Raw genomic sequence first — 21,332 nt, forward strand, 5'->3', positions numbered from 1 at the left:
CGCCAAGGACGGTTTCGTCATCGCGGTGGACCGCGGACGGTACACCTGCGTCCTGCCCGGCGCCGGCCCGGACGACCCCACTGTCACCGCGATGCGCGCCCGCGAGCTGGGCCGTAAGTCGGTCGTGGTCGGCGACCGGGTCGGGCTGGTCGGCGACACCTCCGGTTCGTCCGGCGCGCTGGCCCGCATCGTGCGGATCGAGGCACGCCGGTCCGTGCTGCGGCGCACCGCCGAGGACGACGCCAGCACCGCCGAGGGGCGGCTGGAACGGGTCGTCGTCGCCAACGCCGACCAACTCGTGATCGTCAGCGCGCTGGCCGACCCGCCGCCGCGTACGGGGTTCATCGACCGGTGCCTGGTCGCCGCGTACGACGCGGACATCGAACCGCTGCTCTGCCTGACAAAGGCCGACCTGGCCGGGCCGGAGAAGGTGCTCGACTACTACACCGAACTCGAACTGCCGTACCTGCTCCTCCGGCCGGACTCCCCGCTGGACGCGCTGCGCAGCCTGCTGGCCGGCCGGGTCTCGGTGCTCGTCGGTCACTCCGGGGTGGGCAAGTCGACGCTCGTCAACCGACTGGTGCCGGAGGCCGAACGGGCGGTCGGCACGGTCAGCGCGATCGGCCGGGGGCGGCACACCTCGACCAGCGCGGTGGCGTTGCGGCTGCCCGCGCCACCCGACGCGCAGCAGGATCCGGGCTGGATCGTGGACACCCCGGGGGTACGCAGCTTCGGGCTGGCCCACGTCTCGGCAGAGAGCCTGCTGCACGGCTTTCCGGATCTGGTCGAGGCCACCGCCGACTGCCCGGCGAACTGCCCACACACGGCCGACGAGGCCGACTGCGCACTCGATGGCTGGGTGGCGGCAGGGCGGGCCGATCCGCGCCGGCTGGCCTCGTACCGCCGCCTGCTGGCCTCCCGGGCCGGGGAGACCGACCCACGGACCGAGCCCGACCCGCACGGGCGGCCGGAGTGACCCGACGCGCGACGGGCCGTAGCCCGGCCCCTGGCGACGGCCCGGCGCCGGCGTCGCTACCGTGTCCGGCATGACCGGGTACGCCGCTGACCTGACCCTCGCCCACCGGCTCGCCGACGCCGCCGACGCCCTGTCGACGGCCCGGTTCCGTGCCCTGGATCTGCGGGTCGAGTCGAAGCCCGACCTGACCCCGGTCTCCGACGCGGACACTGCCGTGGAACGGGAGATCCGCGCCCTGCTGGCCGAGCACCGGCCCGACGACGGGCTGCTCGGCGAGGAGTACGGCGCGACACCCGCCGCCGGCAGCCGCCAGTGGGTGGTGGACCCGATCGACGGCACCAAGAACTTCGTCCGGGGCGTACCGATCTGGGCCACGCTCATCGCCCTGCTGGAGGACGGCCGCCCAGTCGCCGGGCTGGTCTCCGCGCCGGCCCTGGGACGCCGCTGGTGGGCGGCGCAGGGCACCGGGGCGTACGCGGGCCCGGACGCCGCCCACGGGACGCCCATCCGAGTTTCCGGGGTGACCCGGTTGGCCGACGCCAGCCTCTGCTACTCCTCGCTGGAGGGCTGGGAGAAGGCCGGCCGACTCGACGCGGTGCTGCACCTGATGCGGGACACCTGGCGCAGCCGGGCCTACGGCGACTTCTACGGTTACATGCTGTTGGCCGAGGGCGCGCTGGACGTGATGATCGAGCCCGAGTTGTCCCTCTGGGACGTGGCCGCACTGGTACCCATCGTGACCGAAGCGGGCGGCACAATCACCGATCTGGCCGGCCGTCCGTCACCGGCTGGCGGCGACAACAGCACCCTGGCCAGCAACGGAGCGCTGCACGCCGACATCCTTCGCCGGCTCGGTGGCCCGCCGCGCATTGACGCCCGGTAACCTCTATCCTCGCCAGGTGGCTACCTCCGGTTGGTGTTTCCTGGCGGCGATGATCGTCGCGTACGGCGTCGCCAACCTGTTGCAGTCGGTGGCCGCCGCCCGCACCACCGTGCATCACACCTTCGACCCCGGGTTGCTGCTGCGCCTGGCCGGGCACCGCACCTATCTGGTCGGGCTGGCCTGCCAGGTCGCCGGGTTCGTCCTGGCCTTCCTGTCCCGGCGGGACCTGCCGCTGTTCCTGGTGCAGGCGAGCGTGGCGGCGGGGCTGGGCGTCACCGCCCTGCTCGGCGTGGTCCTGCTGAAGTGGCGGCTACCGGTGGCCGAGGTCGCGCTGCTGGTGCTGCTCTTCGCCGGGATCACCGCGCTGGTGCTCGCCGCCCGGCCGGCACCGTCGAAGGCCCTCGGCACCGCCGGCATGGTCGCCCTGCTGGTGGCCCTGGCGGTGATCGCGGTGCTGGGATTCTTCGCGGTCCGGTTGCACGGCGCGCCCGGATCGGTCGCGCTCGGCTCACTGGCCGGGCTGGCCTTCTCCGCCGCCGCGGTGGCGGCCCGCCCGCTGGCGTCCGCGCCGAGCTGGGACGCGTTTCTCGGTGACCCGCTGCTCTACCTGCTCGTCGGCCATTCCGTGGTCGGCCAGCTGCTGCTCGGGCTGGCGATGCAACGCGGTTCCACCACGGCCGCGGTGGCCGCCATGGACGCGGCCGGCGCGGTGCCCGCCGCCATCGTCGGGTTGCTGCTGCTCGACGACAAGATCTGGCCGGGCCGGGAGTGGCTCGCCGGGATCGGCTTCCTGGTCACCCTCGCCGCCGTCGTCGGGCTCACCCGGTACGCGGAGCCGCAGCATCAGCACGCTGTCACCCGGGCGGTGGTCGGTGTTCCACCGCCGCTCGTGAAGCAGCCCACGGCCCGCGTCGCCGGCACCGCCGGGGTCATCGCCGATCCGCTGCCTCAGGCCGCCTCGACCGGCTTGCGCCGGCCCACCACCCGCTCGTAGAGGCGTTCCAGCGCACTGGCCGTGCGTTCCCAGGTGTAGCTGCACCGCACCCGGTCGACCGCGGCGTGCCCGTACGCGAAGCGGCCGGCGTTGTCGGCGAGCAGCCTACGTAGCGTCATCCCGAGGGTGCGTACGTCACCCGGCGGCACCAGCTTGCCGGTCACCTCGTCGACCACGGCGTCGGCGATGCCACCCATGGCGTAGCCCACCACCGGGACGCCGCAGGCCATCGCCTCCAGCGACACCCGCCCCGCCGAGGAGTAGTGCGGGGTGCAGGCCACCACGTCGGCCGAGCGGTACCAGGTGGCCATCTGCTCGTGCGGCACCGCGCCGACCAGCTGCACCTGCTCACCGACCCCGACCCGGTCGGCCAACTCCCGCAGCCGACGGGCCTCGGCGTGGTTCGCCAGTCGGTCCGTCGGTGGCCCGCCGGCGATCACCAGCTCCGCCTCACCAACCAGGCGCATCGCCCGGATCAGGTCCTCCTGGCCGTGGCCCCGCCCGAGCCCGCCCACCGAAAGTATCCGGGGACGCTGCTCGCGCGGAGCGGCCTCACCATCGGGATGGAAGCGCTCCGTGTCGACCCCGGTCGGCACCATCGCGACCGACGTGCGTTGCAGACCCATCCGGGTCAACTCGTCGACCTCGTCGTTGCACTGGGCGACCGCGATGTCCACCGCCCGGGTCAGCGCCCGCTCCAGCGGAATGCGGGTGCCCGGCCCGTCGTACTGGGCGCCGAGGTGACGCAGCTGTTCCATGCCGATCGAGTGGAACGTCTGCACCATCGGGATGTCGGTTTCCCGCACCGCGTGCGCGGCGGCCAGCCCTCCGATCCAGTAGTGGCCGTGCACCACCTCCGGAGCCCAGTCGGCGGACCACCGGTCGGCCAACCACTGGCCGAACGCCGCCACGTGGGGCACCAGTTCGGCCGTGGGGATCGGCGCGACCGGGCCCACCGGCGCCCGCTCCACGCGGTAGCCGTCCACGACGTCGGTCTCCGGCGCCTCGGGGTCGTCCCGACGGGTGTAGACCCGCACGTCGTGACCCCGCCCGGCCAGTTCGGCCGCGACCCGTGCGATGTGCTGGTAGGTGCCGACGACGGTTCCGTCGCCGGACGGCGGCGCAGCGGCGTGGGCACAGACAAGGCCAACGCGCATGGGTCACCTCCATGCGGATGAGGCGGTGGTCTCCGGTCAGAGCGTCCCATTAACCGGCCTCCGAAGAGCCGAAACCTCGCAGATCCGGGGCACGCTCGGCGGCATGACCCGGACACCACGGGGTACCGATGAGGAATGCCCCTCGCCCGAAACCTGGCCGACGCCACCATCGTCATCACCGGTGCGTCCAGTGGCATCGGCACCGCGACCGCGTACGCCCTGGCCCGGCACGGCAGCACCGTGGTGCTCGCCGCGCGCTCGGAGCCGGCCCTGCGGGAGGTGGCCCGGCACTGCCGTGAGCTGGGCGGTCGCACCCTGGTGGTGCCCACCGACGTGACGGACGCGGACGCGATGCGACGGCTCGCCGCGACCGCGGTGGCGGAGTTCGGCCGGATCGACGCCTGGATCAACAACGCCGCGGTCGGCACCATCGGGTTGTTCGACGAGATCCCGGTGGCCGAGTTCGGCCGGGTGCTGGACGTCAACCTGCTCGGCACGGCGAACGGGATCCGGGCCGCGCTGCCACACCTCAGTGCGGCCGGCGGCGGCGTCGTGGTCAACAACGCCTCGCTGCTGGCCGAGGTGGCGATGCCGTACCAGTCCCCGTACAACGCCGCCAAACATGCTGTCCGGGGACTGTCCGACACGGTTCGCCAGGAGCTACGGGTCACCGGCCGGGGGTCCGTCTCGATCTGTACCGTGCTGCCGGCCACCATCGACACGCCGTTCTTCCGGCACGCCGCCAATCACAGCGGCCGGCAGGTTCTTCCGCCGCCGCCGGTCTATCCGCCGGAGGTGGTCGCGAAGACGATCGTCCGGTTGCTGAAGCGGCCCCGCCGGGAGGCGTACGCCGGTGGCGCCGCTCGCCTGGTCGGCATGCAGTGGCGGCTGGTGCCGGCCCTGGCCGAACGGGTCCTCGGCTGGTACGGCCGGTACACCCAGTTCGGGCCGCCGCCAACGGCCGACACCAGCGGGAACGTCTTCCAGGCCGATGCCGCGGCGACCACGGACGGCGGCTGGCACGGCCGGCGTCGCCAACTGGTCCGGATCTCCGCCGCGTTCGGGCTGGCGGCCGCCGGTACCGCCGTCGGCACGGTCGCCGCGCTGGCCCGCCGGATCACCCGCTGAGCGCGGCCGGGACACGTGACGGCCGCGCCGGTCGACCAACCGCCCCGCCGGGACCGGTTACGGCGGGAGGGCAGCGGGTAGTGGTGGGTCATGCGCGACGACGAGTACCCGACCCCCGTGTCCGATCCCGAGGCCGACGGTCTGCCCGACACCGCCGACGACGATTCGACGGCCGGGGACGACGTGCTGACCGGACGGGAAGCGGACGGCCCGGCACCGGCTCAGCTGCCCGGTGACCGGACGCCGGTGGCGGTCGACGAGTTCGGCACCACAGCCGAGGAGCAGCTCGACGGCGAGTCGTTGGACTACAAGCTGAGCCGGGAACGGTTCGAGCTGCCGGTCGACGATCCGCTGGCCGGACCGGTCGACCCGGACATCGCGGCCGAGGCGGACAGCCGGGAGCAGGCGGCGCAGGCGCAGCTCGACGCCGACGTGATCGATCCCGGCCCCACCTCCGACCCGAAGTCCCCGGTTTCCCTCTACGACCACGACCGGTTGGGGACCAGCGCGGACGCCACCGTCGGCCGGCTGGTCGAGCCGGACGAAGGGACGCACACCGACCAGGAGACCGATTCGATCGCGTACGACGCGGGGGCCGCCGGTGGCGGTGCCAGCGCCGAGGAACTGGCCGTGCACGAGACCCGGCCGCCGCACTCGGTCTGATCCAGCCGACGCCGCCGCTCAGTCGTCCAGCCCGCGCTCGATCGCGTACCGGGTCAGCTCCACCCGGTTGTGCAGCTGGAGCTTGCCGAGCGTGTTCTGCACGTGGTTCTGCACCGTACGGTGCGACAGCCCGAGCCGCTCGGCGATCTGCCGGTACGACATCCCCTTGGCCACCAGACGCAGCACCTCGGTCTCCCGGTCGGTGAGCCGGGGTGCCGCGTCGCGCGCACCGGCCGCCGCGTGATCGCCGCTCGCGGCCAGTCGGCGGTACTCGCCGAGGACCAGTCCGGCCAGCCCGGGTGTGAACACCGGATAGCCCGCCGCGGCGCGTCGCACCGCCTCCAGAAACTCCGCCAGCCCGGCGGATTTGAGCAGGTAGCCGGTGGCGCCGGCCTTCACCGCGTCGAGCACGCCCTGCTGCTCACCGCTGGCCGAGAGCATGAGTACCCGTACTTCCGGGTGTGCCGTCCGCAGTCCGTGGATCACCTCGACGCCGGAGATGTCCGGTAGTTGCAGGTCGAGCACCACCACATCGGGACGGGCCGCGGCGACCACCCGGATCGCCTGGCGGCCCTCGCCGCAGCTGGCCACCACCTCGTGGCCCGCCTCGGCCAGGTCGCGGGCCACCCCTTCCCGCCACATCGGGTGATCGTCGACCACCATCACGCGTACGCCGCTCATGGCTGCCTCCTCGGCACGATCAGTTCCACCTCGGTGCCGGCACCCGGTGTCGAGCTGATCCGGGCGGTACCGCCCAGGTCGGCCAGCCGGCCCTGGATGGCCTGGGCGACACCCAGCCGTCCCTGGGCCGCCGCCTGGTGCAGCCGCTCGGGCGGGAAACCCGGCCCCTCGTCCCGGATCGACACGGTGACCACCGACCCCTCGTCCTCGACCAGCACCCAGGCTCGACCGCCGCCGTGCCGGGCCGCGTTGTCCAGCGCCGCGGCGACGGCCGCCGCCAGTTCGCGGGCCACCGCCGGGGGCAGCGGCACCGGGCCCGCGGGTGCCGACAGCGACACGGTGGCGCCGGCGTGTCGGCCGAGCAGGGTACGCAGGTCCACCGGTGCGTCGGCGGCACCGGCCGGCACCGGTCCGGCACCGGAGATCAGCGACCGCAACGCCACCTCCTGCTCGCCGGCCAGCCGGGCCAACTCGCCCGCCTCCCCGTCGAGGTGGGCGCCCCGTCGCTGCACGAGCGCGAGCACCTGGAGCACCGAGTCGTGGATGTCCCGGGCCAGCCGCTCCCGCTCCCGGGTGGCGGCCTCCAACTCGACCGCCCGGTGCAGCCGCTCCCCGGCGGTCACCGTCAGCCGCGCGACGTGCCCCACCACCACGCCGGCGAGCAGCATCAGGATCGCTCCGTTGAACGCGCTCGGGGTGACCACGCCCCGGGTAGCCAGATCGGCCGCGCCGAGCACGAGTGCCGCGACCGCGCCGCGCCGCCGCCCGCCGGAGACGGCCCAGGCCAGCACCGGACCGCTCAGCCAGGCCACCGGGAGGGTCGGCAACCCCGCGTCGAGCGCCGGCCGGCCCATCACCCACGGGGTGGCCAGCAGGATCGCCACCACCACCGCCAGGTCGGCCAGGAGCAGTGGCCAGCCACGCCGCGCCGGGACCGCGTACCCGATCGCGGTGACGGCGGTCCAGAGCGCCATGAGCAGCACCAGCGCCGTCGCGGCGAGGGGGTGGGCGTAGCGGTCCGCGTCGCGGATCAACACCACGCAGACGTACGCCAGGGAGGCCACCCGGAAGACCGCGACGGCCCGCCAGAGCGGCACCTCGAAACCACCGGCAGCAGGCACGTGCGCCACGATGTCACAGGCCCTCCGGGCCGCCTGCGGCCGATGCACCTCGACCAACCCTGACGTACGGTGGTAAAAGCCGCGTAAAACTCTGCGATCTCTGTCAGGACGGGGCCATGACGAACGCAGGACCTCCCCCACCGCGTACGGTGGTGCCCATCGAACACGCCCTCCTGATCGCCGACGCCTTCGACCAGGCCCAGGTGACCGAGCTCCGACACTCGGTCGCCTCCTGCGTGCGCACCGCTGGGCTACGCGACGACCGGCTGGACGATTTCGTGCTCGCCGTCAACGAACTGATCACCAACGCGGTGCGGCACGGCGGCGGACAGGGTTGGCTGCGGCTGTGGGAAGAGCCCGGCCTGGTGTTGTGCGAGGTCGCCGACCATGGTCCGGGCATCAGCACACAGAGCCTCGACAACCGCAGCCGACCCGCGCCGGAGACGGCCGGTGGGTGGGGCCTCTGGCTGGCCCGCGAGCTGACCGACGCGATGGACGTCGAGACCGGGTCAGCCGGCACCACGGTACGCATCATCACCGCGACCGTCCCCGCCGAGCAGCACCTCGGCCGCCATCGCAGCGGCGAATAGGGACGGGCCGCGCCCGCGAGAGTTACCAGCGCTCGCCGGTCAGCTTCTCGTAGACATCCACGTAACGGGCCCGGGTGGCGTCGACCACATCGGCGGGCAACTCCGGTGCCGGATCCCGCTTGTCCCAGCCGCTGCGCGCCGCCCAGTCCCGTACGTACTGCTTGTCGTAGGAGAACTGGGCGCGCCCTGGCTGGTAGGACTCCGCCGGCCAGAATCGGGACGAGTCCGGGGTGAGCAGCTCGTCGCCGAGGACCAGGGTGCCGTCCGCCGCCCAACCGAGCTCAATCTTGGTGTCGGCGACCAGGATGCCCCGGTCGGCCGCCAGTTCGGCGCCCCGGCAGTACACGTCGATGGTCAGCTGCCGCAGCCGGTCGGCGGTCTCCGCGCCCACCTTGTCGACCATCTCGGCGAAGGTCATCGGCTCGTCGTGCTCACCCACCGGCGCCTTCGTCGACGGGGTGAAGATCGGCTCCGGCAGGATCGACGCCTCGACCAACCCGCGCGGCAGTTCGACGCCGGAGACCCTGCCGGTGTTCTCGTACTCTTTCAGGCCACCGCCGGTGAGGAAGCCGCGAGCGACGCACTCGACCGGAACCATCTCGAGCCGCCGGCAACGAATCGCCCGGCCGGCGAACCCCGATGGCACGTCGGTGGCCGAGATGACGTGGTTGGGGACCAGGTCGGCCAGCTGCTCGAACCACCACAGCGACAAGGCGGTGAGCAGCTTGCCCTTGTCCGGGATCGGAGTCGGCAGCACCACGTCGTAGACGGAGATGCGGTCGGAGGCGACCAGGATCAGGTCATCGCCCTCGGCGTAGACGTCCCTCACCTTGCCCGAGTGCAGAAGTTCCACGCGGACAAGTAGACCACGCGCCGGGCGTACCGCCGCTGGCGGTCCACGGCCCGGCCGCCGGGGCACGCACCGCCTCGGTGCGCCTGCTCAGCGCCGACGGCGGGTCATCCGGATCACCAGCAGGACGATCACGGCCACCACCGCCAGGCAGCAGAGCAGGCTCAGGAAACCGAAGACGCCGAAACCGCGCCCGCGCCGTCGGGCCGCCTCCACCACCAGTTCGCCGGTGCCGGTCGACGCCCACGCCGCGACCGGAACGAAAACCGTCAGCACCACCGTACCCAGGAGCGTGCCGAGCCGCCCCCACCACCTACCGAAGGAAGACATGCGCCCATCCTCGCCGAGACGCGCAACCTCGGCCGGCCGAACGACGCCCGTGCCGACGCCGGTGCGGCACCCGACAACGACAGTGGCCCCGGACGGATCCGGGGCCACTGTCTCGCAGTAGCGGGGACAGGATTTGAACCTGCGACCTCTGGGTTATGAGCCCAGCGAGCTACCGAGCTGCTCCACCCCGCGTCGGTAGGAACAGCTTACCTCATCCGTGACTCGATCAATCACCAGCCCCACCCGTAACGCCCGGGGCAGGCAATTCGCCCCGGCGGCTGGCCCGGCGGCCCAGCGCGGCACGACCGACCGGACGGGGATCGTCTCCGGATGAAGAAAGAGGCCCCGGACGGATCCGGGACCTCTTCTTGCAGTAGCGGGGACAGGATTTGAACCTGCGACCTCTGGGTTATGAGCCCAGCGAGCTACCGAGCTGCTCCACCCCGCGTCGGTAGATCCACCGTAGCGCACCACCCCCGCTGCCCGCAAAACGACCCACGGAACGCCCGGTTCGACCTCCGCCGCACCGCCGATTCCGGTGAGCGCTCGGCTCAGTCGCCGCTCAGACACGGTGAAGCCCGCGGCAGCGACGAGGAACGCCGGGCCGCGGGCTTCACCTGGTGGGTCGGTCAGCCGGTCGGTGAGGGACTACCGGAAGGCGCCGGCGGACTCGCGCCGCCGCTGCCCGCCGCCTGCTGCGCCTGTTGGAACGCGGTGAGCGCCTCGTCCAGCGCGGCCAGCGCCCGGCCGTACCGCTCGAAGTCGCCGGATGCCTGGGCGGCACGCACCTCGGTGATCGCGGTCCGTACCCGCTCGGCGGCCGCACCGAGGTCGCCGGTGAGCGGCGGGGCGTCGCCCGGCGACGGAGTGGCCGTGGGCGAGGGAGTGGCCGTCGGCGACGCCGGCGGCTCCTCGCCCTCCGGCGGTGGCTCCTCGCCCCCGGCCGGCGGCGGGTTACCGGCCGCTGCCTGCTTGCCCTGCTCGACCAGCTGCTTGATGCCGTCGGCGACGTTGTCCGCCAGGACGACGTAGGAGCCCCCGTCGCCGTACGACATCAGCACCTTCTGCAGCAGCGGATACGCGTCCTGCTGGTTGCTCTTGACGTAGACCGGCTCGACGTAGAGCATCCCGTTGCCGAAGGGCAGCGAGAGCAGGTTGCCGTACTGCACCTGGGCCTGGTTCGAGGAGAGCAGGTTCAGCTGCTGCCGGATGGTGGCGTTGGTGTTCGTCATCCGCTGGTGCACCTGCACCGGCCCGGAGATCGCCGTCTGATCCGGCAGCTCCAACACCTGCAACGTCGGCCTGCCGTCCTGGTACGAACCGGAGATCAGTGCGGCAAGATTCTGCCGGCCGTTGGGGGTGACCGCGCTGGTGAGCTGGAAGCGCGGCGCGTCCTGGCCCGGGAACCGCGTGTAGAGGTAGTACGGCGGCTGCTTCTGCCCGCTGTCCGGCGCGTCCGGCACGTTCGGCACCTGCCAGAAGTCCTGGCCGGAGTAGAAGTCGCCGGGGTTGGTCACGTGGAACCGGGTCAGCAGGTTGCGCTGCACCTTGAACAGGTCGGCCGGGTACCGGAAGTGGTCGGCCAGCGCGGGTGGGATCTCGGCGCGCGGCTTGATCAGGTCACCACCGAACGCCTTGTTCCACGCCTTGAGCACCGGGTCGGTCTCGTCGAACTCGTAGAGCACCACCGTGCCGTCGTACGCGTCGACGGTCGCCTTCACCGAGTTGCGGATGTAGTTGACGTTCTCCCGGGCCAGCTGGATGGTGCCCCGGCCGGTCAGCTCGTCGGTGGTCTCCTGCTGGAGGTTGACCCGCTCCGCGTACGGATAGGTCGCGGCGGTGGTGTAACCGTCGACGATCCACTGCACCCGGCCGTCGACCAGGGCGGGGTACGGGTCGCCGTCCAGGGTGAGGAACGGCGCGACCTTCTCCACCCGGTCCCGAGGGTTACGCACGTAGAGCAGCTTCGAGTTGTCGTTGACCGCCTCGGAGAGCAGGAAGTTCGCTTCCTGCTCCTTGATCGCGTAGAGCAGGCGACGGGTGAACGAGCCGACCTCGACGCCGCCGGAACCGGTGTAGGTGTAGTACGACTCGGGCCCCTCACCGTCCTCGCCGCTCTCGCCCGCCGGGCGGTCGAACTCGGCCGGGTTGGCGTCCGCGTTCGGCTTGCCGACGATGGCGTAGTCACCGGTGGCCATCCGCTCGCCGTAGTAGATCCGCGGCTGACTCGCCGGGATCAGGTCGGTCGGTGAGGCACACGACTCCTGCGACCGCTCGCCGAGCGAACCAGAGACGAAGAACGGCTGCCCACCGCAGACCACCCGGTTCGCGGGCGCGGCCACCACCCCGTACCCGTGGGTGTAGACGGTGTGCCGGTTGATCCAGTTGCTCTGCTGCGCGGTCAGCTCGCCGTAGTTGATCTCACGTACGCCGACCACGTAGTCCTGGGTCGCGCCGTTGAGCGTGTACCTGTCGATGTCGAGCTTGGGACCGAAGTCGTAGAAGCCACGGACCTGCTGGAGCTGGGTGTAGGTCTCGCTGACCAGCTGCGGATCGAGCAGCCGGACGTTCGGCACCACCGACGTGTCGGTGGCCAGGCTCTCCGGCGGGTTCAGGTTGTTGGCCGAGTACGCCGAGCTCTGGGTGATGTCCAGCCCGAACGACGCGCGGGTGGCGTCGATGCTGCGCTGGATGTACGGCGCCTCCTTGTCCCGGGCGCTGGGCTTGACCTCGAAGGTCTGCACCGCCCACGGGTAGATGCCGCCGATCGCCACCGCGGACACGCCGAGCAGGGCCAACGAGATGCCCGGCCAGACCAGGTTGCGCATCCAGGCGTTGGAGAAGACGATGATCGCGATCGCCACCACCACGGAGATGTAGGCGAGGATCTCCTTGGCCGGCAGCAGGGCGTTGATGTCGGCGTAGCCGGCGCCGTAGACGTTCACGCCGTCGTTGTACTCCAGCAGCATCGCGCGCCGGTCCAGCACGTACGCGACGGCCTTGAGTAGGACAAAGACCGCGACCAGGGTGCTCAGGTGAGCCCGAGCGGCGTTGCTCATCCGATCGCCGACGCCCTGTAGGCGTACCCCGCCGAAGAGGTAGTGCACGGCCAGCGCACCGATCAGCGCCAGCACCACCGCGGTGAAACCGAGCCCCAGCAGGAACCGCCAGAACGGCAGTTGGAAGACGTAGAAGCCGACATCGACGCCGAACTCCGGGTCGTCGACACCGAAGTTGCCGCCGTGCAGGAACAGCAGCCACTGGTTCCAACGGCTCTGCGCCGACAGGCCGGCGAAGAGGCCGACGACGGCGGCGGCCGCGGTGATCCACAGGCCCAGTCGGGGGCCGAGCAGCATCCGGTACCGCTCCAGGGTGGCCTGTTCCGGTGAGTGGGGACGCATCCGTGGGCGCAGCCGTTGTGCGAGCCAGAGATTACCGCCGACGATCGCCCCCATCGCCAGGCCCGCGGCCAGGAAGAGCAGCAGCCGGGTGACCAGCACCCCCCGGAACACCTCGGTGTAGTCGACCTCGGAGAACCAGAGCCAGTCTGTCCAGGCCTGCACTCCCCAACCGAGCAGGGTGAACAGCACGAACACCCCGATCAGGACCCCGATCGTGACGCGTCCGCGTCGGCTCATCCTCGGCAGGGGGCTGCTGCTACGCATGACCACTGTTGGCTCCGCACGCTCGTTATGATCGGCTCCGACCAGGCACCCAGAGTACGGGGTGTTCCTGAAAGCGTGAGCGCAAGGTCATGCCGCGCGGCTCAGCAGTACGCCGGCTCGCCTCCGGAACGCAGCGTCTCCATCGCGTCCAATGCCTCGTCGAGCGAGCCCACCTTCACCAACGGCAGGTCCGGCTGCCGGTTACGGACCGCCTCGGCGCAGTTGGCCGCCGGCACCAGGAACGCGGTCGCGCCGGCCTGCTTCGCTCCGACCAACTTCTGCGGGATGCCACCGATCGGGCCGACCTGCCCGGCGTCGTCGATGGTGCCGGTGCCGGCGATGATCCGGCCGCCGGTCAGGTCGTCCGGGGTCAACTTGTCGATGATGCCCAGGGCGAACATCAGACCGGCGCTGGGGCCACCGATGTCCTTCAGGTCGAAGGAGAGGGTGAACGGGTGGGGCTGCTGCTGCTCGATCTCGATCCCGATCCGAGGCCGACCGTCGTGCTCCTGGCTGGTGATGGTGTCGGTCCGCGCGTTGCCGTCCCGGGTGTACCCGATCCGCAGCGCGCTGCCGGCCGGCCGGGCCCGGATGAGTTCGGTCAGCCGGGAGGCGAACGGCACCGGTTCACCGTCGACCGACGTCACCACGTCGCCGGGGCGCAGCACCGCGGCCGACGGCCCGTCGGCGGCGACCGACTTGACCACGACCTGCACCTCGTAGCCGAGTTCCCGCAGCGCGGCGGTTTCCGCGCTGGTCTGCGAGACCTGGAAGTCCTCCGCGTTGCGCTGTTCCACCTCCTCCTGGGTCTCCCCCGGCGGGTATACCAGTTCCCGCGGCACCACGGCCTGCTCGTCGGAGAGCCAGCCCTGGATGGCCGAGCGGAGCTTGACGCCGGGCTGCACCCCCACCGTGGTCAGCCGCAGTTGGCCGGCGGAGCTGGAGGTTTCCCGCCCGGTGACCTGGATGACCTCCTTGCCGTCCGCCTGGCCCAGCGTGTCGACGGTCGGGCCGGGGCCGAGCACCACGTACGGGACGGGTGCGCCGAGCACCCCGATGCTGAGCAGTGCGGTGAGCAGGGCACCGAGCAGGACGGTCAGGCCGCGACGTCTCATGCGGCAGAGCGTACCGATCCCGGTCGCGGCGCCCGGCCGGCACGACCAACGACTTCGCCCTGAGCGCAACCGTGGTGGCGGCGACTCGGGGCGGAGCGCGCGTACCGTAGACGTCGTGCCTGATATTCCGTTCGGTTTCGCGCTACCGGGTGGGCAGCCGCCCGACCCCAACGACCCTGCGCAGATGCAGCAGTTCATGTCGCAGTTGCAGCACCTGCTCTCCGCGTCGGGCAGCGGGCCGGTCAACTGGGACCTGGCCCGTCAGGTGGCGGCCAGTCAGCTCGCCGCGGCGGGCGACCCCGCGGTCTCGCCCTACGAGCGTCACGCGGTGGAGGAGGCGCTGCGCATCGCCGACCTCTGGCTGGAGCCGTCCTCCGCGCTGCCCTCGGGCATCCGTAACACGGTGTCCTGGAACCGCAACGAGTGGATCTTCAAGACGCTCGACGTCTGGCGCAAGCTGTGTGACCCGGTGGCCAGCCGGATGGTCGGCGCGATGGGCGACCTGGTCCCGCCGGAGGCCCGGGCCCAGCTCGGCCCGATGCAGTCGATGGTCGCCACCCTCGGTGGCGCGCTCTTCGGCGGCCAGCTCGGTCAGGCCCTCGGGTCGCTCGCCGCGGAGGTGCTCTCCGCCGGCGACATCGGCCTACCGCTCGGGCCGGCCGGCACGGCCGCGCTCATCCCCGCCAACATCAAGGCGTACGGCGAAGGGCTGGAGCTGCCCGAGGACGAGGTCCGCCTCTACGTGGCCCTGCGCGAGGCGGCGCACCAGCGGCTCTTCGAGCACGTTCCGTGGCTGCGGGGGCACGTCCTCAACGCCGTCGAGACGTACGCCGCCGGCATCCGGGTGAATCGGGAGGCGATCGAGGAGGCGATGGGACGGGTCGACCCGACCGACCCGGAGTCGATGCAGGCGATCGCCCTGGAGGGAATCTTCACGCCGGAGGACAGCCCGACACAGAAGGCGTCGCTGGCTCGGCTGGAAACGGCCCTCGCCCTGGTGGAGGGCTGGGTTTGCCACGTCGTCGACGGCGCGGCCGACGGCCGGCTGCCGAACCTGGTGGCGCTGGGCGAGGCGTTCCGTCGCCGCCGGGCGGCCGGCGGGCCGGCCGAGCAGACCTTCGCGGCCCTGGTCGGGTTGGAGTTGCGGCCCCGTCGGCTGCGCGAGGCCGCCGCGCTCTGGGCGGCGCTCACCGAGCACCGGGGAATCGCCGGCCGGGACGCGCTGTGGGGGCACCCCGACCTGCTTCCCTCCGACGACGACTTCGCCGACCCGGTGGCCTTCGCCATGGCCGACGTCGACCTGATGACCGAGTTGGAGAACTTCGACTTCTCTGCCCCGGGTGGCCCGGAGGAGAAGGCCCCCGGCGAGACGGAACGCCGCGACGACACCGAGGGTGGCGAGGGCCGTACCTGACCTGCTGGACCGGCCGGTGGCGGTCGCACCGAGACGGCGTGTCAGCCGCTCCGGCCGGCCCCGGACAGCAGGGTCCGGGTGTGCTCCCACCCGTTGAGCGCCGGATCGAGCCGGGCCAGATCCGCCGGGCCGCGCAGCCGGTGCCAGGAGGGGGTGACCGCCAGGTCGCCGGGACGGGGTGCCGCCGCCCGCACGGCCGCGGGCACCGTGGCGTCCATGTCCAGCGGCGGCAACCAGGACGGTACGGGGAGGCGGGCCGCCACCCCGAGCAACCCGGGCAGGCCGCCCTCGGCCGGTGCGACCGCGACCGGTCGACTGGTCAGCGGACGAAGCAGCTTGCCGACGGTGAGTCCGGGCAGGTCGGGCGCGTCGCCCGCGACGACCGCCACCTGCTCGTAGCGGTCGACCGTCGCCGACGTCCCGTCCACCGGCCCGGCATCGGACTGCGGGTCCGGGCCGGCCGGGCCGCAGGCGTCGGTCAGGGCGGCGAACACCGCGTTCGGGCTCGGCTCGGGCACCTCGTACACGGTCGTGCCGGGCCAGATCACCGCGTCGGCCAACCAGCGGTCGGCTCGGGTGACCGCCACCGCGGTGTCCACCTCGTTGAGCATGGCGAGCAGGTCCACCACGTCCTCAGCGAGCGCGCTGCGCCAGTCCACCGGGTCGACACCGGGCGGCGTCCAGGCGATCGGCGCGAGCAGCGCCACCACCACTCGTCGGGCCATTCACCGACCCTACCGCTGCGGCACCGAAGGCCCGACGGTCTGTCAAGGGGCGCCGGCGACGGCCGCCACGCCCTCCAGATAGCCGCGCGCCCGTTCAGTCTTGGGGTACCTGCCGACCAGTGCCCAGAACTGCGCGTTGTGACTGGACACGATGAGGTGGACCAGCTCGTGCAACAGCACATAGTCGATCACCCAGTCCGGCATCTCCTGAATCCGGTGGGACAGCCGGATCGAACGGTCCGCCGGGGTGCAGGAGCCCCACCGCCCGTTCTGGTTGCTCACCCACCGGACGCTGGCCGGCAGGGCCTGGTCGCCGTACTCGGTGAGGTAGAGCTTGATCAGCCGACTGGCGCGGGCGAGCAGTTCGGCGTCGGAGCGGACCAGGCGCCCCTCACGGGCCGCCAGCCGGGCGAGCATCCGGTCAACCCACTCGCTCTCCTCGGCCCGGGAGAACTGGTCGGGAATGAGGACCACGACCCGCTCCCCGTCGCGGTAGGCGGACACCGTACGTCGCCGACGCTGGCTGCGCCGTACCTCGACGACCGGCTTCCGCGGCCCTGCCATCAGTGGACCGCGCAGCCTCGGTTTGCTGTCACGTTGGCAAGCTAATGCGTTGTGACCAGGGGTCCGCAAGAGTCAACGCCCCGACACGCGTCCGGAAAATGGGGATTGGTCGCCAGGAGTCCCGAAAAAATTCTTGCCGGACCCGGGGACAGCCGTCACGGTCACCCTTCGTGGTGGCCGCCGAGGTGTCACACCCGGGCCGACAAACACGCTAAGTGATCATTGCTGTGGAGCTCAAATCGGGGTCCACGCCCCCGCTCGACCCCCTCACCAGCGCAATTGCGGGATGCTGGTCGGCGTGTCCCCGGCAAACTGACTGATCTGACGCAATTCGGCGTGCACACTCTCGACGTCGCCTTGCTCACAGTGGCAATGCGCAGCTGACATGGAACCGCCCACACCTGGGTAGGGTCCGCCAACCGGCGGTCACGTAGGTGGCCGCCGGACAGGACCGGCGCCGGACGCCCTGAGCGGCCGCCACCGGGAGACCCACCGGGTCGTTATCGACCGGTGGACGACACAAGGAGGGCACACCGTGGCCGACCAGGCCCAGACCTACAACGGTTACTGCGTCAAGTGCAAGGAGAAGCGGGACTTCGAGGGCCGTGTCGAGGTCTCGAAGACCGGCATGAACATGGCCAAGGGCAAGTGTCCGGTATGTGGCACAACAGTGAACCGCATCCTGGGCAAGGCGAAGGTCTGACGTACGCGTACTACATTCGGGGGGTGGCCTGCGGCCACCCCCCGCCCACATGCACGGTCACTGTCGGACCACCGACAGTAGTGACCGTGGGCTGTGGATAACTCGCCGAAACCTGTGGACAGCCCTGGATCTGGGGCCGGCCACCTGTGGACAACGATCGACGGAAAGCGCGGACACGGTCACTATTCGTGCTCATGACGCGAACCGCCGATCAGCCGCCTTCTCCCCGTCCCCGCCTGCTACCGGGGCTCACCCGTCTCTGGCGCGACCGGCACACCCTCCAGCTCGGCCTCGGCCGGGAGCGGGCGGTCCTGGTCGAGGTGGCCGACCCGCGAGCGGCCCGGCTGCTCGACCTGCTCGACGGCACCCGCAGCGAACGGCAGGTGCTGGCCGGGACGGAAGTCCGCCCGGAACACGCCCGCGCTCTGCTCGATGCCCTGCGCACCGCCGGTCTGGTGGTGCCGGCGCACACCCTCGTGCCCCGGGACCTCACCGGACCGCGACGGACCCGCCTTGCCGCCGAGGTCGGCGCGCTGGCGCTGGCCGCCGCCCGGCTGCCGGGCACCCCCGCCCAGGTGCTTCGACGCCGCCTGACCGCCCGGGTGACGGTCACCGGCAGCGGTCCACTCGGCCCCGCCATCGCGGTAGCACTGGCCCAGGCGGGCGTCGGCCACGTCCATCCCGACCTGCCCGGGGTGGTTCGCCCGCTCGATCTCGTCGGCACCGGTATCGCCGCCACGGAGATCGGCAGACCGCTCGACGCCGCAGCCCGGGCCGCGGTACTGCGGGCCGCCCCCGGCACCGGCACCGGCCCGCTGCGTCGGCCCCGCCCCGACCTGGTCGTGCAACTCGGCTGTGACCGGCCGGCAGCGCTGCTGGCCGCCGGTCATGCCCAACGGCGGCAGCCGCACCTGCTGGTGGACATCCGGGAGGCAATGCCGACGGTCGGCCCGCTGGTCCGCCCGCCGATCGGCCCCTGCCTGCGCTGTCTCGACCTGCACCGGGCCGACCGGGACCCCGGCTGGCCGACGCTCGCGGCCCAGCTCGCCAGCGCCCCGCCCACCCCGGCCTGTGCCGTGAGTCTGCTGCTGGCGGCGACCGGATACGCCGTCGGTGAGGCGTTGAGCCACCTCGACGGCGGCACCCCCGAGACCCTCGGCGGATCGGTCGAGGTGTTGGCCTCCGGCAACCTCCGGCGACGCTACTGGCCGCCCCACCCGCGCTGCCGATGCGGCGGCTGACCGATGGGCCGGCAGCGGGTGCGCCTGCACGGCAGCAGCGGGCCGGCCGAGTCGGTAACAATGACCGAGTGACCGACATCCCGCGCCGGGCCGTGTCCCGGACCGCCAAGCTCGCCGCTCTGCCGCTCGGCTTCGCCGGACGGACCGTCCTCGGCATGGGAAAGCGCGTCACCGGGCTCGCCTCCGATGTGATCTCCGCAGAGATCCAGCAACGCACGGCAGAGCAGTTGTTCAGCGTCCTCGGGCAGCTCAAGGGCGGGGCGATGAAGTTCGGTCAGGCGCTGTCGGTGTTCGAGGCCGCCCTCCCGGAGGAGATCGCGGCGCCCTACCGGCAGGCGCTGACGAAACTCCAGGAGGCCGCGCCGCCGCTGCCCGCCGCCAGCGTGCACAAGGTGCTGGCCGAGCAGCTGGGGCCAGCCTGGCGGGACCGGTTCGTGAGTTTCGACGACTCCCCGGCCGCCGCGGCAAGCATCGGGCAGGTGCACCGGGCCATCTGGCGGCTACCGGACGGTTCCGGCCGCGACGTCGCCGTGAAAATCCAGTATCCCGGTGCCGGTGACGCCCTGCTCGCCGACCTGAAGCAGCTCTCCCGGCTCGGCGGCATGTTCCGGGCCATCCAGCCGGGGCTCGACATCAAGCCGCTCCTGGCCGAGCTGCGGGAGAGGATCACCGAGGAGCTGGACTACGAGCTGGAGGCGGAGTCGCAGCGGGCCTTCGCCGCCGGGTACGCCGACGACCCGGAAATCTACGTGCCGGAGGTCTGCTTCGCCTCGTCCCGCGTCCTGGTGACCGAGTGGATCGAGGGCACCCCGCTGGCCGACATCATCCGCTCCGGCAGCGAGGAGCAGCGCGACGCGGCGGGCCGCCTGATGGCCACCCTCCATCTCTCCGCGCCGGCTCGGGCCGGGCTGTTGCATGCCGACCCGCATCCGGGAAACTTCCGGCTGCTGCCCGACGGCCGGCTCGGCGTGATCGACTTCGGGGCGGTGGCCCGGATGCCGGAGGGTACGCCGGAACCGATCGGTCGAATCGCCGGGCTGGCCCTGCGCGGCGACGCCGACGGGGTGGAGGCCGGGCTGCGGGCCGAGGGCTTCGTCAGTGGCACGGAGCCGATCGACGCGCACGCCCTGTTGGAGTTCCTGCGTCCGATGCTGGAGCCGATCGCCGCCGACGAGTTCCGGTTCACCCGGGCCTGGCTGCGGGCCGAAGCGGCCCGGCTGGCGAGCCCCCGCTCCCCGGCGTACCAGTTCAGCCGACAGCTCAACCTGCCGCCGTCCTACCTGCTCATCCACCGGGTGACGCTCGGGTCGATCGGGGTGCTCTGCCAGCTGGAGGCCAAGGCCCCCTACCGGGGCATCCTGGAGCGCTGGCTACCGGGATTCGCCGCGGTCGGCTGAGCCCGGACGCGACGCGGCGGGCGGGGCCGAATGGTCCCCGCCCGCCGTCTGCGTGTTCGTCCTAGAGAACGCCCAGCTCGCGGGCTGACCGGGCGCGGCCGGTCATGGCGATGGTACGGGCGGATCGGGTTGCCTCAGTGCTCGTGGTGGTGCGACCGGCCTGAGGCCGGAGCATTCGAGCCCTCGACAACGCTTCGTGGAGTAGGTACATCTCGGCTCCGTTCGGAAGGTGCAGCACGGTGGTCAGCTTTCTCTCGGCCGGTGCGACACCGGCGGGGTCGGTCTGAATCGGGAACATGTCAGGCAGCCAGCCGGACAGCGCTGCGCGACGCGGCGAGACCATTGGCCGCCAGCCGCGCCTCGGCCTCGACCCGCAACTCGGCGTCACGGGCGAGATCCTCCTTGCGCGGGCGGCCACGGGGTCGCTTGCGCGGAACGACCGCGCCACGCTCGAAGATCTCGCCACCCCAGACGCCCCACGGCTCGGCCCGCTCGACCGCGCCGGCCAGGCACTCGACGCGCAGCGGGCAGTCCCCGCAGAGCGACTTGGCCAGTTCCAGCTCGGTGGGCGAGTCGGAGAACCACAGGTCGGGGTCGAACTTCCGGCAGGGCAGGTTCGCCTCCACCTCGACGCTCACGTCGAGTGGGGCCAACGCCAGACTCATCGCCCGGTCACCTCTCTCTCACTGCGATCTCGTGGATCGCTGTTGCGACGTACTTCGGCGGGCGGTGCAAAAAACTGAGGCCGCGGATCCCGGTGTGCGGGTTCCGCGGCCTCGAGGTGAGCCGGTGGTCTGTGGTCAGACCGGTCTACCTCGAGGTGGAACACCGCGGACGTCCATCCGCTTGTTGACGCCATCGACGCCCTTGCCCGTGAAGCCACTGCTTCCCTGGAGCCCGTTCGTGACCGGTGCGAGGATCAGCTCGGCCTGAATCTCGGCCCGGTGCACCTGCGGAGCCCACGGTCGCGCAGCGACGGCGGTGGCCCGGACTTCCGCCAGCGGAGCGGCGGTCGTCAAGGCAGCCGACAGCGGAGCGACGGCAACGGGCAGCGCCGTCGGACGCTGGTAGATGTAGCTCTCCATCGGTGCCACCTCCTTGACGTGCACTCGTGGTCGACCCGGAAACAGACCCC

21 protein-coding genes and 2 tRNA genes are annotated in these 21,332 nt (G+C 71.8%); 10 read left to right on the forward strand and 13 right to left on the reverse strand.

What is annotated here, in order from left to right; all coding sequences use genetic code 11:
- The first annotated feature begins 19 nt into the window (after positions 1 to 19).
- From rsgA to O7601_RS01950, 3 genes are all read left to right on the forward strand, one after another.
- The gene (gene rsgA / locus O7601_RS01940; RefSeq protein ID WP_281566761.1) at positions 20 to 976 is read left to right on the forward strand and encodes a ribosome small subunit-dependent GTPase A; all 957 of its coding nucleotides are present in this window, start codon (positions 20 to 22) and stop codon (positions 974 to 976) included.
- A gap of 70 nt (positions 977 to 1,046) precedes the next feature.
- Positions 1,047 to 1,859, forward strand: coding sequence for a histidinol-phosphatase (hisN, locus tag O7601_RS01945; RefSeq protein ID WP_281564591.1), 813 nt, complete (start codon positions 1,047 to 1,049; stop codon positions 1,857 to 1,859).
- A 49-nt stretch (positions 1,860 to 1,908) separates the two neighbouring features.
- Positions 1,909 to 2,853, forward strand: a complete 945-nt coding sequence (locus O7601_RS01950; protein WP_281566762.1) for a hypothetical protein — start codon at positions 1,909 to 1,911, stop codon at positions 2,851 to 2,853.
- Here O7601_RS01950 and O7601_RS01955 read toward each other — a convergent pair.
- Positions 2,808 to 4,010 (reverse strand): glycosyltransferase, encoded by a 1,203-nt coding sequence (locus O7601_RS01955; RefSeq protein ID WP_281564592.1) that lies wholly within the window; start codon positions 4,008 to 4,010, stop codon positions 2,808 to 2,810. The two genes, O7601_RS01950 and O7601_RS01955, sit on opposite strands and share 46 nt — an antisense overlap.
- 135 nt (positions 4,011 to 4,145) lie before the next feature.
- Between O7601_RS01955 and O7601_RS01960 the strand changes: the two genes are divergently transcribed.
- Both O7601_RS01960 and O7601_RS01965 read left to right on the forward strand, forming a co-directional pair.
- On the forward strand, positions 4,146 to 5,138 hold the full coding sequence (locus O7601_RS01960) for an SDR family oxidoreductase (RefSeq protein WP_281564593.1): 993 nt from the start codon (positions 4,146 to 4,148) through the stop codon (positions 5,136 to 5,138).
- 90 nt (positions 5,139 to 5,228) lie between these two features.
- Complete coding sequence (locus O7601_RS01965) at positions 5,229 to 5,801, forward strand: DUF5709 domain-containing protein (protein WP_281564594.1); 573 nt, start codon at positions 5,229 to 5,231, stop codon at positions 5,799 to 5,801.
- Positions 5,802 to 5,819: 18 nt separating this feature from the next.
- Here O7601_RS01965 and O7601_RS01970 read toward each other — a convergent pair whose 3' ends face one another.
- A complete protein-coding gene (locus O7601_RS01970) occupies positions 5,820 to 6,482 on the reverse strand; it encodes a response regulator transcription factor (protein ID WP_281564595.1) in 663 nt (220 codons plus the stop codon).
- Positions 6,479 to 7,603 (reverse strand): DUF5931 domain-containing protein, encoded by a 1,125-nt coding sequence (locus tag O7601_RS01975; RefSeq protein ID WP_281564596.1) that lies wholly within the window; start codon positions 7,601 to 7,603, stop codon positions 6,479 to 6,481. Before O7601_RS01975 ends, O7601_RS01970 begins: the two co-directional genes overlap by 4 nt.
- Before the next feature lie 116 nt (positions 7,604 to 7,719).
- Between O7601_RS01975 and O7601_RS01980 the strand changes: the two genes are divergently transcribed.
- Complete coding sequence (locus O7601_RS01980; protein ID WP_281564597.1) at positions 7,720 to 8,193, forward strand: ATP-binding protein; 474 nt, start codon at positions 7,720 to 7,722, stop codon at positions 8,191 to 8,193.
- Between the two features lie 22 nt (positions 8,194 to 8,215).
- On the opposite strand, the gene O7601_RS01985 is transcribed toward O7601_RS01980, so the two are convergent.
- The 6 genes from O7601_RS01985 to O7601_RS02010 form a co-directional block, all read right to left on the reverse strand.
- Positions 8,216 to 9,046: a phosphoribosylaminoimidazolesuccinocarboxamide synthase gene (locus tag O7601_RS01985; RefSeq protein WP_281564598.1), complete on the reverse strand. Its 831-nt coding sequence runs from the start codon at positions 9,044 to 9,046 to the stop codon at positions 8,216 to 8,218.
- Positions 9,047 to 9,133: 87 nt separating this feature from the next.
- Entirely contained in the window at positions 9,134 to 9,373 is a 240-nt protein-coding gene (locus O7601_RS01990; RefSeq protein WP_139233146.1) for a hypothetical protein, read from the reverse strand.
- Between the two features lie 118 nt (positions 9,374 to 9,491).
- Positions 9,492 to 9,565, reverse strand: a tRNA-Met gene (locus tag O7601_RS01995).
- 182 nt (positions 9,566 to 9,747) lie between these two features.
- Positions 9,748 to 9,821 (reverse strand) — tRNA-Met (locus O7601_RS02000).
- Positions 9,822 to 10,002: 181 nt separating this feature from the next.
- Positions 10,003 to 13,038: a UPF0182 family protein gene (locus O7601_RS02005; RefSeq protein WP_281564599.1), complete on the reverse strand. Its 3,036-nt coding sequence runs from the start codon at positions 13,036 to 13,038 to the stop codon at positions 10,003 to 10,005.
- Between the two features lie 101 nt (positions 13,039 to 13,139).
- On the reverse strand, positions 13,140 to 14,153 hold the full coding sequence (locus O7601_RS02010) for a PDZ domain-containing protein (protein WP_281564600.1): 1,014 nt from the start codon (positions 14,151 to 14,153) through the stop codon (positions 13,140 to 13,142).
- A 115-nt stretch (positions 14,154 to 14,268) separates the two neighbouring features.
- Here O7601_RS02010 and O7601_RS02015 point away from each other — a divergent pair, with 115 nt between their 5' ends.
- On the forward strand, positions 14,269 to 15,567 hold the full coding sequence (locus tag O7601_RS02015; RefSeq protein WP_281564601.1) for a zinc-dependent metalloprotease: 1,299 nt from the start codon (positions 14,269 to 14,271) through the stop codon (positions 15,565 to 15,567).
- Positions 15,568 to 15,608: 41 nt separating this feature from the next.
- Here O7601_RS02015 and O7601_RS02020 read toward each other — a convergent pair whose 3' ends face one another.
- Positions 15,609 to 16,292: a hypothetical protein gene (locus tag O7601_RS02020; RefSeq protein ID WP_281564602.1), complete on the reverse strand. Its 684-nt coding sequence runs from the start codon at positions 16,290 to 16,292 to the stop codon at positions 15,609 to 15,611.
- 42 nt (positions 16,293 to 16,334) lie between these two features.
- A complete protein-coding gene (locus O7601_RS02025) occupies positions 16,335 to 16,856 on the reverse strand; it encodes a M48 family metallopeptidase (RefSeq protein WP_281564603.1) in 522 nt (173 codons plus the stop codon).
- 535 nt (positions 16,857 to 17,391) lie between these two features.
- Here O7601_RS02025 and O7601_RS02030 point away from each other — a divergent pair.
- From O7601_RS02030 to O7601_RS02040, 3 genes are all read left to right on the forward strand, one after another.
- The gene (locus O7601_RS02030) at positions 17,392 to 17,559 is read left to right on the forward strand and encodes a DUF5679 domain-containing protein (RefSeq protein ID WP_012014940.1); all 168 of its coding nucleotides are present in this window, start codon (positions 17,392 to 17,394) and stop codon (positions 17,557 to 17,559) included.
- Between the two features lie 194 nt (positions 17,560 to 17,753).
- Positions 17,754 to 18,800, forward strand: coding sequence for a hypothetical protein (locus O7601_RS02035; protein ID WP_281564604.1), 1,047 nt, complete (start codon positions 17,754 to 17,756; stop codon positions 18,798 to 18,800).
- Positions 18,801 to 18,868: 68 nt separating this feature from the next.
- Complete coding sequence (locus tag O7601_RS02040) at positions 18,869 to 20,197, forward strand: AarF/ABC1/UbiB kinase family protein (protein WP_281564605.1); 1,329 nt, start codon at positions 18,869 to 18,871, stop codon at positions 20,195 to 20,197.
- Between the two features lie 299 nt (positions 20,198 to 20,496).
- On the opposite strand, the gene O7601_RS02045 is transcribed toward O7601_RS02040, so the two are convergent.
- Complete coding sequence (locus O7601_RS02045; protein WP_099849908.1) at positions 20,497 to 20,862, reverse strand: WhiB family transcriptional regulator; 366 nt, start codon at positions 20,860 to 20,862, stop codon at positions 20,497 to 20,499.
- 135 nt (positions 20,863 to 20,997) lie between these two features.
- Complete coding sequence (locus O7601_RS02050; RefSeq protein WP_281564606.1) at positions 20,998 to 21,282, reverse strand: hypothetical protein; 285 nt, start codon at positions 21,280 to 21,282, stop codon at positions 20,998 to 21,000.
- Between the last annotated feature and the right edge of the window lie 50 nt (positions 21,283 to 21,332).

Origin of the sequence: Verrucosispora sp. WMMD573 (assembly GCF_027497175.1) — a bacterium.
Classification (GTDB): Bacteria; Actinomycetota; Actinomycetes; order Mycobacteriales; family Micromonosporaceae; genus Micromonospora.

Bases quoted from the DNA above. Each gene is read 5' to 3' on its own strand.
- hisN (WP_281564591.1), top strand. From the start codon at position 1,047: ATGACCGGGTACGCCGCTGACCTGACCCTCGCCCACCGGCTCGCCGAC.
- O7601_RS01960 (WP_281564593.1), top strand. From the start codon at position 4,146: ATGCCCCTCGCCCGAAACCTGGCCGACGCCACCATCGTCATCACCGGT.
- O7601_RS01990 (WP_139233146.1), bottom strand. From the start codon at position 9,373: ATGTCTTCCTTCGGTAGGTGGTGGGGGCGGCTCGGCACGCTCCTGGGT.
- O7601_RS01970 (WP_281564595.1), bottom strand. From the start codon at position 6,482: ATGAGCGGCGTACGCGTGATGGTGGTCGACGATCACCCGATGTGGCGG.
- O7601_RS01955 (WP_281564592.1), bottom strand. From the start codon at position 4,010: ATGCGCGTTGGCCTTGTCTGTGCCCACGCCGCTGCGCCGCCGTCCGGC.
- O7601_RS02045 (WP_099849908.1), bottom strand. From the start codon at position 20,862: ATGAGTCTGGCGTTGGCCCCACTCGACGTGAGCGTCGAGGTGGAGGCG.
- O7601_RS01965 (WP_281564594.1), top strand. From the start codon at position 5,229: ATGCGCGACGACGAGTACCCGACCCCCGTGTCCGATCCCGAGGCCGAC.
- O7601_RS02010 (WP_281564600.1), bottom strand. From the start codon at position 14,153: ATGAGACGTCGCGGCCTGACCGTCCTGCTCGGTGCCCTGCTCACCGCA.
- O7601_RS01980 (WP_281564597.1), top strand. From the start codon at position 7,720: ATGACGAACGCAGGACCTCCCCCACCGCGTACGGTGGTGCCCATCGAA.
- O7601_RS02035 (WP_281564604.1), top strand. From the start codon at position 17,754: ATGACGCGAACCGCCGATCAGCCGCCTTCTCCCCGTCCCCGCCTGCTA.
- O7601_RS01950 (WP_281566762.1), top strand. From the start codon at position 1,909: ATGATCGTCGCGTACGGCGTCGCCAACCTGTTGCAGTCGGTGGCCGCC.
- O7601_RS02020 (WP_281564602.1), bottom strand. From the start codon at position 16,292: ATGGCCCGACGAGTGGTGGTGGCGCTGCTCGCGCCGATCGCCTGGACG.
- O7601_RS02005 (WP_281564599.1), bottom strand. From the start codon at position 13,038: ATGCGTAGCAGCAGCCCCCTGCCGAGGATGAGCCGACGCGGACGCGTC.
- O7601_RS02025 (WP_281564603.1), bottom strand. From the start codon at position 16,856: ATGGCAGGGCCGCGGAAGCCGGTCGTCGAGGTACGGCGCAGCCAGCGT.
- O7601_RS02050 (WP_281564606.1), bottom strand. From the start codon at position 21,282: ATGGAGAGCTACATCTACCAGCGTCCGACGGCGCTGCCCGTTGCCGTC.